Annotated in this window: 9 protein-coding genes and 1 tRNA gene; 8 read left to right on the forward strand and 2 right to left on the reverse strand. The window is 40.6% G+C overall.

What is annotated here, in order from left to right; translation table 11 throughout:
• Positions 1 to 8 precede the first annotated feature (8 nt).
• The 8 genes from HRQ91_RS11240 to HRQ91_RS11275 are packed head-to-tail and all read left to right on the forward strand — an operon-like array spanning position 9 to position 12737.
• Positions 9 to 701, forward strand: a complete 693-nt coding sequence (locus HRQ91_RS11240) for a tetratricopeptide repeat protein (RefSeq protein ID WP_210119617.1) — start codon at positions 9 to 11, stop codon at positions 699 to 701.
• Complete coding sequence (locus tag HRQ91_RS11245) at positions 698 to 1240, forward strand: hypothetical protein (protein ID WP_210119618.1); 543 nt, start codon at positions 698 to 700, stop codon at positions 1238 to 1240. Before HRQ91_RS11240 ends, HRQ91_RS11245 begins: the two co-directional genes overlap by 4 nt.
• On the forward strand, positions 1237 to 2616 hold the full coding sequence (locus tag HRQ91_RS11250; RefSeq protein WP_210119619.1) for a TolC family protein: 1380 nt from the start codon (positions 1237 to 1239) through the stop codon (positions 2614 to 2616). Before HRQ91_RS11245 ends, HRQ91_RS11250 begins: the two co-directional genes overlap by 4 nt.
• The gene (locus HRQ91_RS11255; RefSeq protein ID WP_210119620.1) at positions 2603 to 3952 is read left to right on the forward strand and encodes an efflux RND transporter periplasmic adaptor subunit; all 1350 of its coding nucleotides are present in this window, start codon (positions 2603 to 2605) and stop codon (positions 3950 to 3952) included. The genes HRQ91_RS11250 and HRQ91_RS11255 overlap by 14 nt, the downstream gene beginning before the upstream one ends.
• Complete coding sequence (locus HRQ91_RS11260) at positions 3936 to 5369, forward strand: Ig-like domain-containing domain (RefSeq protein ID WP_210119621.1); 1434 nt, start codon at positions 3936 to 3938, stop codon at positions 5367 to 5369. The genes HRQ91_RS11255 and HRQ91_RS11260 overlap by 17 nt, the downstream gene beginning before the upstream one ends.
• Positions 5342 to 6871 carry an Ig-like domain-containing domain gene (locus HRQ91_RS11265; protein ID WP_210119622.1) on the forward strand — a complete coding sequence of 510 codons (1530 nt, stop codon included), beginning with the start codon at positions 5342 to 5344 and terminating at the stop codon, positions 6869 to 6871. The genes HRQ91_RS11260 and HRQ91_RS11265 overlap by 28 nt, the downstream gene beginning before the upstream one ends.
• On the forward strand, positions 6868 to 9840 hold the full coding sequence (locus tag HRQ91_RS11270) for an efflux RND transporter permease subunit (RefSeq protein WP_210119623.1): 2973 nt from the start codon (positions 6868 to 6870) through the stop codon (positions 9838 to 9840). The genes HRQ91_RS11265 and HRQ91_RS11270 overlap by 4 nt, the downstream gene beginning before the upstream one ends.
• A complete protein-coding gene (locus tag HRQ91_RS11275; protein WP_210119624.1) occupies positions 9837 to 12737 on the forward strand; it encodes an efflux RND transporter permease subunit in 2901 nt (966 codons plus the stop codon). Before HRQ91_RS11270 ends, HRQ91_RS11275 begins: the two co-directional genes overlap by 4 nt.
• A gap of 332 nt (positions 12738 to 13069) precedes the next feature.
• On the opposite strand, the gene HRQ91_RS11280 is transcribed toward HRQ91_RS11275, so the two are convergent.
• Together HRQ91_RS11280 and HRQ91_RS11285 are read right to left on the reverse strand one after the other, a co-directional pair.
• Positions 13070 to 13142, reverse strand: a tRNA-Met gene (locus tag HRQ91_RS11280).
• 196 nt (positions 13143 to 13338) lie between these two features.
• A complete protein-coding gene (locus tag HRQ91_RS11285; protein WP_246473229.1) occupies positions 13339 to 13887 on the reverse strand; it encodes a methyltransferase family protein in 549 nt (182 codons plus the stop codon).
• Between the last annotated feature and the right edge of the window lie 37 nt (positions 13888 to 13924).

Below are 13924 nucleotides of genomic sequence, written 5' to 3' on the forward strand. Positions count from 1 at the left end.
AGGTTTTTATGGCAACAAAATTGTTTTTTAATGATTTAGGCAGCTTGAAAAACTCGCCGAAGGCGATTTTACCCGCTTTGCTTTTAATTTCTCTTTTGTTTTTCGGCTGCGCACAGAATCGGGAAAAAGAAGAACTTGCTCAAAAAATCTACGTCCAGGCGGTAGACGAGTACGGAGATCAAAAGTTTGATTCCTGTCTTGATTTTGCGGAAAAATCGATTTCACTGAAACGCGATTTTTATCAGGCAAGACTTTTACAGGCAAAAGTTTTTTATTTTCAGGATAGAAACTCTCTTGCGCAAAAAACAATTAAAAAGCTCGTAAAACAATATCCCGAATACACGGAAGCGCGTATCTGGAAAATAAGGATTCTGCTTCAAGCGCAGGAATATGACGAAGCGAAAAAGCTTTTGGACACGGAACTTTCCTTTAACAACACGGACTGGCGCGTTTATTACCTTTATGCGCTCCTTGCCCAAAAACAGAACAATTTTAACCTGCGTCTTTCCATGCAAAAACATGCGGAACGGTTTTTGCAGGACGGAAACAAAGTCTACATAGATCTTGCGGCCGTCTGGCTTCAGCTCGGCCTGCGGGACCGTGCGATCGACTATCTTGAAAAAGCAAAAAATCTTTCAAGCGACGAAGAGAGCATCGACAGGGCGATAGCTCATTTAAAAAACGGAGACGACATATTATGAAAAAACATTTCAGATTGAATCGATTCGGTTTGAGTTTTTTACTTTTGCTTTTCTGTGTTTCAGACTTTCTGTTCACCTCCTGTACAACCGGAAAAAGTATTGCATTTTTGGATAGGCAAATCATTCGCACTTGTGAAGTTGATTTTTTTGACGCTCAGGTTGTAATCGATCAGGTGCCGGACAAAGCCGTAAGCGAACAGCTTTCGACGCTTGCAAAAAACTACCTGCAGTCAAGCATTTTTAATCAATCGGATCAGTCAATTCAGTCAACGCAATCGGCGCAGTCAACTCAATCGGCTGAAAATACGGTTTACCTTAGCATTTTTGTAAATCAGCGTTCGTTTTTGCAAAACGCTTCAATTAAAAATGCGATTTTCTTCAATTTTATCTTTACGGAAAAGCAAACAGGAGAGCAAGTATCCGTTATTTCCGAATACACATCCGGCATGGACACCGTTTTTTCGGCTGCTGTTCAGCACAGATATTTAAACAGGGCTTTAAACACATATTTTAAGGAAAAAACAAAAAAACAAAAATGAAAAATGTTGCTTTTACAGGATTTTTCATCTGCTTTATGTGCTGTTCTATAAAAATCCGAAGTCAGATTGTTTTTAACTCGGCCGAAGACGCAGTTGTTTTTGCAAAGCAAAACTCGCGCGAAAGAATTATCGAAAAAGAAATGGTTCTTGCAAACATGAAAAAGACGAAGATCAACATTCAGGAATATATTCCCCAACTGAGCGTTTCTCTTTCCGAATCGAATTCCGTTTCGTTTAACGCAAGCGATTCGCGTACAAAAAGTCTTCAATTCAGCCTGAACCAGAATGTTTTTAACCCGGCGCGCAAAATGAACTACGAACTTGCAAACATTCAGGCCGTTTACGCCTACAAAGAAAATCTTCAATCGGCAAAAACCTTTGAGTCGGAAATTATAAACGATTATTACAACTGTCTCATCGCTTCAAGGCAGCTTCTCATAAAGACCGAACTTTATGAAAAAACTCAGGACGAATTAAAAATAATGGAAGCAAGGGCTTTTCTCGGAATGCTTTTACAAACCGATTATCTTGAGTTTTTAACTTCGGCTTTAAAGATTCAAAATGAGATGGAAAGCGCGCGCCGTTCCTGCAAAGTTCAAGAAAGAATTTTAAAACTTGCGACCGGAATTGAAGAAACGACGGAACTGAAACTGGCCGACGAGCTTAATCCTGAAGCGCTTCAAACGGAACTCGAACCTTTTACGGACAAGATCTGGAACATTGTAAAAAACTCGAGCATTGAACTTCAAAAAGAGGACGTCATGATCTCTTTTTCGCGAAAGCGACAGCAAGTTCAGGACGCGTGGTATTTGCCCGTTTTTACCGTAAAACCTTCCGTCAGTTTTTCAGGCGAAGATTATCCTCTTTCAAATCCGAGGTATTCGGTACAGATGAGCTTCAGCTTTCAAAATATTCCGTTTGCGCCGCTTTCCGTTTCAAACAATTACACGTATACAAGAAAAAAACTCACAGGCGTTTCAAACAGCGCGGATTCTTCATTTCCTTCCGGAACGACATATTTTACCGATCAAAAAATTTCAGACCTTACGCTTTTGCAGCAACAGATTAAACGACAGAATTATGAAAAACAGCTTTTTTCAGCATTATACGAACTGCTTGTAACCCACGATGATTATTTACGTTCAATACAAATCCTTCAGAGGACGCTTGAATTGCAGCAGGAGCGGCTTGAATTTTCAAAGCTGCAGACGGATCAGGGTATGTTAAAGCCGATTGACTATGTTGAGCAGTTGATCGAGCTTTCCAACACAAAAATTTCTTTGATTCGGACAACAGTCGCCGCCGTTGCAAGCGAGCGTTCAATTTCGGTTATGACCGGAATGAGTTTTAAGGAGTTGATAAATGCGTGCCGGTAAATTTTTGTTCGTCGTGCCGCCGATTTTTTTTATTTTCACTTCATGTTTTTCTAAAAAAAACGATTCTGCACAGACTTTCAGAGCTGCAAGCGTAAACACGGTCATTGCAAAAGAAGAAGCGAAGGATACGAAAATTTCTACGTTCGGAACGGTTTCGTATAAGACAAAACACGACGTTTCGTCTCTTGTCGAAGGTTCCGTACAAAATCTTTTTGCAAAAGAAGGCGATTTTGTACGGAAGGGCCAGAAACTTGCCGTTCTGCGAAACGTCCAGATGGAAAACCAGAAAGAACAGTACGAAAACGCGCTTTGTTCAGCCGAGGCCTCTCTTTCCGTTGCACTTTCCAAGTTGCGCGAAGAAGAACTTTCGGTGCAAAGCCGGCTTCTTTCACTCGAAAAACAGGAGCTTTCGATTCGGCAAAAAGAAATCGAATACGAAAACGCATGTCAGATTCACCGGAATAACGAAGAACTTCACAAACTGGGCGGCATAACCGACGTTTCATTTAAAAGCGAAGAATTGTCGCTTCAATCGCAAAAAACTTCAATCGATATTGCAAAAAAGGAAAAGCAAATTTCTTCGCTCGGTCTTACGGACAGTGACATAGTTTTGATGGGTTATGCAATTCCCGATTCCATAGAGGAAAAAAACAAACTGCTGGTAAAACTTAACACTCGGTCCGTTCAGGCGCAAATTCAGTCTGCAAAAGCGAGCGTGAGCAATGCGGAAAAGAGCCTGCAATCGATTAACCGCTTAATCGAAGAGTTGACTGTAAAAGCCGGCGTCGAAGGAATTATAGGCGCGCGCAATTTTGAAGAAGGCGAATATGTCGCTGCGAACGCCGCCGTTTTTACGATTTTAAACACGTCGTCGGTTTATGCGGTTTTTTCGATCCAGGAAAAAGACATTTTAAAATATCATGAAGAAACTCCCGTAAATATAGAGCTTCCTTCCATTAATAAATCTCTTTCGTCCGTAATTTCGGAAATATCTCCGTTTGCAGACCCTCAAAGCGGAAACTTTACGGTAAAAGCGCTTTTAAATAATTTTGACCGCTCGATTAAGCCCGGAATTTTCGTAAAAAGCACGATTTTACAGACGGACAATCCTGTATTTGTCGTGCTGCCCGAAACGGCGGTAATTCAAAGCAATCAAGATAAAAATCGGAACATCGTTTATACGGTAAAAAACGGCTGTGTCGTTTTACAGAACGTAGAAATCGATTCAATTGAAAACGGCAAGGCTTGGATTAAAAGCGGCATAAAAGAAGGAACTGTTGTTATCGACAAGCCGTCTCCGTTTCTTAAGGAAGGTGAAAATGTCGTTACGAACTAAAACCCTCATTCTGTTTTTGCTTTTTTCCGCATTTTTAAGCTCCTGCAAACTGATTACGTTCGATGAAGAAGGCGTAAGCTGCTCTTTAAGTTCAACCGAAAATACTTTTTCAGGCCAGACGATTGAATTCGTTTTTACATCAAAACCGGACAAGTACCAGGCGGAAAAGTGCGTTTCGCTTCAGGTAGACTCAAGGGCCGTTGAATTGATTTATTCCTGGAACGGGAAGACGCTCAGCATAAAGCCTGCACTTTCGTGGCAAAACGGCAAAAACTATCATCTTTCGTGCAGCGGAACGATTACGATAAACACGAGTCGGGTTTCCGTTTCGATTGAACGAACTTTTATGTACGGATCGATTTCCGAGCAGCTGATTTTTCTAAAAAGCTCTTCGACGCTGTCGCCCATAAATCAAACGGACAGCCTGCTTTTTTGTTTCAACAAAGCTCTCGATCAGGCTTCTTTTACGGAAAATTTTACGCTTTCGCCGAGCCTTGAAACGGAAACTGTATTTTCTTCCGATAACAAAAGCGTTTCAATAAAACCGAAAGCCCCATGGGCTTACAACACGCTTTATACGTGGAGTTTTAAAAACTTAAAATCCGCCGACGGCTATTTTTACAAAACATCCGAGTCGGCGAGCTTTTCACCTTTCAGCGATACGGAAATTCCCGTCTTGCAAAAAATCTGCCCTGTCAGGCTGATCGGAGGCCAAGAAACGTTTCTTTTGGAACAGGAACTTGATTTGAATATACGGGAAAAAGAAGCGATCGGTTTTGTCTTTTCAAAACCGATGGAATTCGATTCCGTAAAATCGGGAATTTCGCTAAGTCCGCCGGCGGCAGGCTACTTTAAGCAAACGGACGACGAAGGTTTTTGCTTCGCCTTTATTCCGACTCAGATGTATTCGATAAAACAAAAGTATGAACTTACGGTTAATTCTTCCGTCCGCGATACTCATTCCGTTTCATTATACGAAGATAAAATTTTGTATTTTACGCCGTACGGAGATTATCTTGAAGTTAGGCAGATATCTCTCGATTCGGCTCAAATTGATTTTTCAACTCAGGACGCAGTTCCGTTCACGATTACAAAAAACTTAAACAACAAATATGAACTTACGGTAAGCATTTTGTTTTCCGCCCGGATAGAAAGTTCAAAACGATCTTCCGCCGTAAAACAAGTAAGCCTTGGACTGCTTTTTCCTCTTTCATCGGAGACACCGGTTCAAACTCAAATCCTATGGAATTCGGCAGGAACCTTACTGAGCCTTACCTGGGAAAACTTTACTCCCTGCACCGCAAGCGTGGAAACTTTTTACAAGCTTCAAATTACAGGCGGAGCAAACGGAATCAATACCGGATGCGGACAATTTATGGAGAAAGATTTATGCGTAATTCTAAAACCCCAAACTTAAAGCGCTTTATTAGTTTTATTCCCGGAATTTTTTCTCTTTTATTACCCATTTTGATTTTGCCGGCGATTTCAGGCTGCGCGGACAGGCTTCTTCCTGAACTTAAAGTGGAATCCGTAACTTACGACTTACAAAAAGTTTCCGTTTCGTTTTCGGAGCGCCCCGACGAATCGTCTTTTCAAAGAGGTTTTTCGATTACCGAAGACAAAGCTTCGTTAAACGGAACCTATGTTTTTTCAGGAACGACGGTTCACTTTTTCCCTGTAAACGGAATCCGTCAAAATTACGACTATCGGGTTATTCTTTCAACACAGATAGAAGATATCGAAGGACGCTCTTTAATGCATGATTTTTCGTATTTTTTTTCAACAAGAAGCTCTTCGGAAATTCCCTTTATCGTTTCGCAATTTCCTGCAAAAGAAGCGGAAATTACGGGAACGCTTTCTGAACTGACGTTTACTTTTTCCGTTCCGATAAACACTCAAACTTTCCACAGCGCGTTCAGCGTTTCTCCCGCGTTTAATTACCTGATTGATTTTTCAGACAATGACACAAAAGCGCATGTGATTCCTACTCAGAGTCTTGAAAAGCAAAAGCGCTATACGCTAACAGTTTCAACTTCGCTCGAAGATAAAAATCGTAATTCGCCGAGAGAAGATTATGTTTCAATATTTTATTACGACCTTGATCGAACGGAAGCGGTTTTATCGGTGCAAAGCGTTTCCGAAGGCGGCGCCGCCATAGAATTTACTGAAAATTCTTCGACAAACGACGTCCCGCTAAATTCTAAAATACAACTCAATTTTACAAAGCCTGTACGGACAGACTCCGTTTCAGGATTTATTTCAATTGATCCTCCGCTATCCTATTCAATTCGAATCAACAAGGAAACGCGTCAAAAAGTTACGTTGGTTCCGTCCGATGCCGAATGGGGAAAAACATACACGCTTCATGTAAAGAAAGGAATTTCGGATTATTACGGAAATAAAATTCCTTCCGATCATAATTTTTCGTTTACATACGACAATGAAAACAACAGGCCGGTTTTATTTGAAAGCGCTTTTTTCCAAAGTTCTTCTTCCGCCTACAAAACTTTGTCCAAACAAACCGAATATTCATTTCTTCCGCTGGATCCCGTTTTTTATCCCAAAAACACGGAAACCAACGGCACTCTTTATCTGGTTTTCAGAATTTCAGCCAATGCGCAGAACGTAAATCTTTTTACCGTGATGGACGGCTTTACAATTTCAACTGTGAACGGCTGCTTTTCCATAGTTCTCAAAAACGCAAGCCTTGTTCCGCAAAGCGATTTTTCAAGTCTTCCGATCGCAACTCAAATTCAAGCTGTCGGTTCGACGCCCGGAAAATTAAGTATCGTAAAATACACGATGGAAATTACAAATAAAGATTCAAGCGGAATTGTAAGTTTAAATCTTTCATCGACAATTCAGGACAATCTGGGCAATCCTGCTAAGGAAGGAATTTCCTTAAGTTTTAACAAATGAAAAAATTGATCGGTTTTTGCGTTTATCATCCTATTTCGGTTTTAATGCTTACGCTCGCCGCCGTTCTTACGGGAATTCTTTGCGTTTTTTCACTTACAACGGATTTTCTTCCCGTCATAAGCGGAAGGAACATGATCGTTTCAACCGAATATAAAGGAATTTCCGCCGCCGAAATTGAAGAAATGGTTACAATTCCCGTAGAAGAAGCCTTCGCTTCGCTTAAAGGATTGAAGAAAACGGAAAGCGTTTCACGCGACGGTCTTTCCGTTGTTTCAATTGAATTGAAATGGGGAAGCGATATAGACATGGCTCTTGTCCAAAGCCGTGAAATAATCGACGCGTGCTTCCAAAGCCTTCCTTCAGGATGCGGCAAGCCGGAAGTAAGAGAAGCGGATCTGCAAAAAAGTACGATGACGATCGCCGTAATTCCTTTAGACGAAGATTTAAAATATGCGCGTTATTCCTGTATAAATCACATAAAACCTTTTTTGCAGCGAATTACGGGCGTAAGTTCCGTGAACGTAAGCGGGGGCGAAGAAGAACAGATTGACGTGCTCGTCGGCAAAGAATTAAGCCAGAGCAAAAGCCTTACGCTTGAAGAAATCGCCGGGATTCTTGCATCTTACAATTTTGAATATCCTGCGGGAACTTTAACCGACGGCGAAAAAGAACTTTCCGTAAAGACAAACGGTTTATTTACGAGCCTTAAGAATATTCTCGAAACTCCGCTGCAATACAATAACGGCGGAGTTTTAAACCTGTCGTCTATCGCTTCCGTACAAAAAGGCACTAAAGAGAAAAAAACATTTTTTTTGCTGAACGGCAAAGAATGTATCTGCATATCGATACAAAAGCGAAGCGATGCAAGCCCGCTTTCGGTTTCAAGACAGGTAAAAAAGCAAATAAACAACTTAAACGCAACGCTCGGAGAATATTTTAAATTTGAAATAATCGAAGACCGCGCGGAATATCTTTCTTCTTCTTTAAAACAACTCTGCATTTCCGCATTTTTCAGCTTTATCGTAACGGTCGCAGTGGTTTTCTTTTTCTTCAAATCGTTTACACTTTCGTTTCTGCTCGCTTCCGTTATTCCGCTGACTTCAATTTTTGCGATAATCGTGTTGACGATTTCCGGTCAAACGATAAACGTAATGTCGCTTTCAGGAATTGCAATCGGAATAGGCATGGTAATAGACTGCAGCGCGGTCGCAATAGAAAACATTCAATCAAAAAATACTTCCGACAAAGAGGCAGAGGCCGAAACCGTCGTTCAAGCTGTAGCGGAAATCAGCTCTTCAAATACGGGATCCTGCCTTACTACAATTATCGTTTTTGTTCCGTTCTTTTTTATAAAAGGTCTTTCGGGCGAGCTTTTTACATCGATGGCGATCGCAATTACTTCGTCAATCACAGCTTCATGGCTGCTTTCTTTTACGCTTGTTCCGGCGATTTACATGCTTATGAGTAAAAACGGGTTCGCTTGTTTTGCAGAGCAAGGGTTTATCTTAAAAGCAAAAAAACTTTATGGGGATCAGCTGACTTCTCTCTTTCACAAAAAAATAAAAGCCGTCCTCTTGTGCGTTTTCTGTCTTTTTTCCGGCGCAATATGCGTTCAAACACAAAAATTTTCGCTTTTGCCTTCGCTTGCTTCCGATACTGTTTCTGCGGACTTAACGTTTCCATCCGGAATAACGCTTGAAAACCTCAGGAGCAAAGCCGTTTTTATTACAAACAAACTTTTTGAGCAAAAATCGATAAAAGCGGTTGCGGTTTCAGGCGGAATCGAAGACAGCGATACTGTCCTGCTTTCATCGCCTAAAATCAATCGCGAAAGAATTCATTTTGATATTTTTCTTAATAAACCGGATCTCAATTACAAAAATCATATTTCAAACGTATTCGCTTCGGCAGGATTTGATTCTTTTTCAATTTCCACTTCGGATTTACTTTCCGAAGTAATAAAGACCAGCCGAAATGAATTTTTATTCACTTCGGAAAACCGCTCTTCGTTAAAAGCTTCCATGCAAAACGTAGGGAAAGCCGATTTCAAGATCTTCCCGGACAGTTTTGACAGCGAATATGTTTTTACACCGGACAGAATTGCGCTTTCACGTTTTTCACTCACCGCGCTGTACAGCGCTTCAATCACCCGAAGCGCGATAGAAGGCGTTGAATCCTCAATATTTTATCAGGACGGAAAGAATATTCCTATTGTCGTAAAATACAAAAAAGACGATATATCTTCGCTTAGGGATGTGGAAAATCTGATTGTAAAAATCGGGCAAACTTCCGTTCCGCTTCATGTTTTGGGCGGTTTTTCACAACAGCAAAATGAAAAGATACTTTATCGGTATAATCGCAGAGCGGCAAAAATTTTAGCGCCGCAGGATCAGAAACTTTCACAGCTTAAAATTAATGGTTTTGAATGTGAAAATCTTAAAAAGCAGGAAATAAAAGAACTTTGGGGCGACAGCGCCTTCCTTTTGATCGTAGTTTTTGTTCTGCTCTACCTTGTACTAGGCTCGCAATTCGAATCGTTTTTAATTCCGCTTTTGCTTCTTGCAGCCTTGCCGGCGGCTTTGTCCGGCGCGTTCATTTTTCTTACGATTTTTCAAAAAAATCCCGATATCAACACGGTTATTGCTATGGTCGTGCTTTTCGGAAGCGTCGTAAACAATTCGATCATTCTGTATGAAAAATGTTCGCAGGAAAAAGTTTCAACCGAACAGGATATTATAAAATGCTGCGTTTCAAAACTTCAGGCGCTGCTTCTCACAAATCTTACGACTATCATTTCGTTGATTCCGTTTGCCGTTGATTTGAAAAATACTTCAACACAATCAACGGTCGCGCTGACGATCATCGGCGGAATGATTTTTTCACTTGCCCTATCGCTTTTTATTTTTCCGCTTCTGCTGCTTCCCGTCTTGAAGCGTAAAAACTTATCAAAACGGGAGGATTTAAAATGAATTCATGGTATGCAAAACAAAAGCTGCCGCTGTTCATTTTTGCAATAATCTGCCTGATTTTTTCTTTTACGGGGCGGGGAATAAATTTCGGCAAGGCCTCAGACAGCCGGTATAATGTTTTTACAATTGAGTTTGAATATTTCGGCATGGACGCAGGAGAACTTGAAAAAACAATTACGCTTCCGCTGGAAGAGAAAATAACAGAGATTACAGGTCTTGCCGAAATGCGTTCGGTTTCCGAAAACGGTAAAACAGCCGTTACGACTTGGTTTGACAAATCCATAAGCTCAAAAAAAATATATTTGAACTTGCGAAACCTTGTTGATAATTTATATGCGGAACTGCCTTCCGCAGTTCAAAAACCCAGAATTTATTCCGCCCAAAACGATTCCAAAGCGATTTTTTCTTTTACGGTTTCTTCCCGAAAAGACCTTTCCTCGCTTCGACAATTTATAGATTCAACTATTAAAAAGCAATTTGAATCTATTCAAGGCGTTGCGGACGTAATTGTTGCCGGCGGCGCGGTAAAAGAACTTACCGTAAAATTTGATCCGGATATTCTTGTTTCAAAAAATTTAAATCCTCAGGTTTTTGCCCAAATCGTTCAGGATGCAAATGTAGTTTATTCGGGAAGCGTTTTGCATCTTCCGCAAAATGATCATAAAATTCAATTCGACACAAAACTTCAAACTATAGAACAGATCCGAAAATTGCCGGTAAAGCTCAACGAACGATATATTACGATCGACACGATTGCGGATATTGATTTTTCAAACCGCGAGCAGGAAGAAATCGTCAGAATTAACGGAGAAGAAGCTGTTTCCATTCAAATAAAGGCTTCTTCCGATGCAAATATCATAAAAACCGCTAAGCAATGTAATGAAATCCTTGAAAAATCAGGCATTCCGAAAGAAAACTACGCGATAATTACCGACGAGGGCGCGATTCAAAAAAAACTTATAAAGCGATTGATTTTGGCAATTCTGCAAAGCTACTTTTTTTTAATTTTAGTTGTTCCGCTGTTTTATTCGGAATTCAAAACAATTTTTCTGATTTTGCTTTCAATTCCGTTTACGATTTTCTGGACAATTCTTCAGCTTTCAACCATTGGTATAAGTCTTGATGCAAACTGTCTTTCAGGTTTGTCAATTTCAATCGGTCTGATCGCAGATCCTATGCTTGTAATTTCGGAACAGGCGGAACTTTGCCGAAGCAAAAAACATTTTGCGTCGCAGTGTAGATTTCTGCTTCCTTCGCTGTTTTCTTCAACAATAACGTCGCTTCTGGCAATAATCCCGCTGTACAACGCAAATTACATCGTCCAGGGAATCCGCTCGATTTTAACCGTAATTGTTTTAATGCTTTGCAACTCAACTGTTATAGCGACAGTTTTTTTCCCTTGCTTTATCTTTGTACAAAAAAAGCGCAATTTTCTTTCGATAAGTCTGCTCAAGCCGATTAAAAAACGGGCCGAAGCGTTTTTGAAAATCCTTTTACCGCCTGAAAAAAACAATTCAAAGCCGGTTTCGATAATTTATGCGCTGATGTGTGTTTTGCCTTTCTTTTTTCTGCTTTTTTCCGGTAAAAACATTACCCAAGAGGCGGAAAGCGATATTTTGTATGTTTCGATAGAATATCCGCCTGAAAAAAAAGTTTCTTTTATCGACGGCTATGTAAAAAATATTTCAGATCAAATTGAAAAAAGCGTTCGACCGAATTTTATTATAAGCGAATGCAGGCAGGGGAACGCTCAAATCGAAATCGGTTTTAATTCGGAAAATGTTTCAAAAGAAACGCTGGCTGAAAAAATTCTTTCGTTTTCTTCCCTTGCAGAAGACGGAATGATTTTTATTCAAAATTTGAATCAATTAAACAACCGCAGGACACAGGAATTCGAAATTGCAGTTACGGGCGAAGAAAACCGAAAATGCCGCGAATTGGCTTCAAAAGCTTCCGAATTCATTTCAAGAGACCCGCAAAATATTGAAACCGTACTGAATTTCAAGCAAAATCCGAAAGAAATTGAACTTAAAATCGATGCTCGGAAAAATGCCCGTTTGGGGCTTAGCACGCAAGATATTGCAAACACATTACATTGGATGCTGTTCGGCCCCGTTGTTGACAAATGGATTCGCAACAGCAATGAATATGACATAAGAATTCTGTCCTCCGCAAAAAGAAACCTTGAACTGCAGGATTTCAAAAATCTTCCGATTCCGACAAAAACAAGCAATGTAAAATTGTCAGCCTTAGGTGAAATTACGGTAAAAGAAGGAAACGGAAAGATTTATCGATTAAACGGCAGACGATGCGCTTTTTTTACAATAAAGCGGGCGGGAACGAGCACTACAAAAAATGTTAACGAGTTGAAAAAACAGATGAGACATATCGGTTTTCCCAAAGGATACGATTATCACTTTTCAAAGGAAATAGAAAAGCTGAAAGAGCAATATCTTAGGTTGATTGTTTTAACGTTTTTTTCAGTTGCAATAATATTCTTATATTTAACTGCAGCCGCTCAAAATTTCAAAAAAACGCTTTTAATGATTTCAATAATTCCGGCTTCCGCCTTCATCCCGTTTTTAATTAAATTCATAACCAAAAGTCCTCTTCATCCGGGAGACTTGATAGGTCTTACAATTTCAAGCGGAATCGTAATAAACAACTCGATTTATTTATCGATGTCCGGAATTCAAACAAGTAAAATCCTGAACGAAAGAATTAGAAGCATATTATCAACAACAATAACAACAATTCTCGGCGCCGCGCCAATACTTTTTTCGCCGTTAACCGGATTTCCGAAAGACATAGCCTTTTTTATGTTCTGGGCGTCGATAAATTCTTTATTGACATCAATTATTCTGTATCCGAGAATAATGTCGGCGCATCGGGGGTAAATAGCCGTGCCGGTTTCGAAATATCAGACAATAATGCCATGCTTTCGGCATGAGCGTCGTTCGCTTCGCTCAGGTCAGTCGACTGCGCCTTCCCTTAAGCCGATCTGCAATATCTTGAGTTTGAGCGTTCTTGGCAATTTTCCAAAAAATTTTCAATGGGGATGCATCCTAATGAATAAGGCTTAGCCATAGACACCTCACTAAGACCGTAAACAAGTGTTTGAATTTTACTTAAACTGTTTACTTAAATTAGTAATTTGATGTCACGCCAAGCCTTACTTTATTGGGATTGGTGGTGTCGTAAATCCTTGTAACACAAAGATTTACATTTTTAGCAGGGGTTGGACTTGAACCAACGGCCTCCGGGTTATGAGCCCGACGAGCTGCCAACTGCTCTACCCTGCGTCGTGTCCGATTATATTAATACAAAAAAACAACGATGTCAAGACGTCGTGAAAATTATCGCAGCTTGCAGAAGCATAATGAAACCTTGCCGTTTACAATGTAAAGCGACTTTCAAGATAAGCGAAACTTTAATTACATATTATCCTGTTCCGATTTTCCGCAATAGCCAAGTCCTTCATGAGGAACACATTACCGGTTACAAATTCACCCCCGATCTTTTCCACGGAATAAATCGATTGACGCGTTTACAATACTCCGAATATTCGTCGCCGAAGCGTTTTGAAAGCCATTTTTCTTCCGTCAGCTTCATAAAAACGGTGAGATACAGCCAAAGGAGCGGCGGCAAAATCAACAAATACCGATTCCGGCAGAACAGCAGCGTTCCGGTACAGATGAATAAAAAAGCGGAATAAATGGGATTTCGCACAAGGGCATACACGCCGTCCGTCGCAAGCCGGTTCGATTTTATTTTGGCGTCGATCCGCGCTCCGAATACCGCAGCGCACCACAATGCAATGCCGCCGGAAATGCACAATATTCCTGCAATTGTAAAAAGAACGGCCGCGGGCATACCGCTTACATTGCCGCCTGCAAGCGCACCGAATTTTACGAGCGCAATGCCTATGGCGGTGAACGCAACCATAACCGCAACGCACATCGGCCCTACGCCCATCACCGGAAGATGCGCCTGTTTGTTTTCCGTCGATTTTTTTGCGGATGTTTTATCCATTGATTTATCATTCATGCACAAATAGGTTCCTCCTCCTTTTTACCCAACCGGC

The organism is Treponema parvum (assembly GCF_017893965.1).
GTDB classification, from domain to species: Bacteria; Spirochaetota; Spirochaetia; order Treponematales; family Treponemataceae; genus Treponema_D; species Treponema_D parvum.

Excerpts from the sequence above, each read along its gene's own strand:
- HRQ91_RS11240 (WP_210119617.1), top strand. The coding sequence starts at position 9 with ATGGCAACAAAATTGTTTTTTAATGATTTAGGCAGCTTGAAAAACTCG.
- HRQ91_RS11245 (WP_210119618.1), top strand. The coding sequence starts at position 698 with ATGAAAAAACATTTCAGATTGAATCGATTCGGTTTGAGTTTTTTACTT.
- HRQ91_RS11250 (WP_210119619.1), top strand. The coding sequence starts at position 1,237 with ATGAAAAATGTTGCTTTTACAGGATTTTTCATCTGCTTTATGTGCTGT.
- HRQ91_RS11255 (WP_210119620.1), top strand. The coding sequence starts at position 2,603 with ATGCGTGCCGGTAAATTTTTGTTCGTCGTGCCGCCGATTTTTTTTATT.
- HRQ91_RS11260 (WP_210119621.1), top strand. The coding sequence starts at position 3,936 with ATGTCGTTACGAACTAAAACCCTCATTCTGTTTTTGCTTTTTTCCGCA.
- HRQ91_RS11265 (WP_210119622.1), top strand. The coding sequence starts at position 5,342 with ATGCGTAATTCTAAAACCCCAAACTTAAAGCGCTTTATTAGTTTTATT.
- HRQ91_RS11270 (WP_210119623.1), top strand. The coding sequence starts at position 6,868 with ATGAAAAAATTGATCGGTTTTTGCGTTTATCATCCTATTTCGGTTTTA.
- HRQ91_RS11275 (WP_210119624.1), top strand. The coding sequence starts at position 9,837 with ATGAATTCATGGTATGCAAAACAAAAGCTGCCGCTGTTCATTTTTGCA.
- HRQ91_RS11285 (WP_246473229.1), bottom strand. The coding sequence starts at position 13,887 with ATGAATGATAAATCAATGGATAAAACATCCGCAAAAAAATCGACGGAA.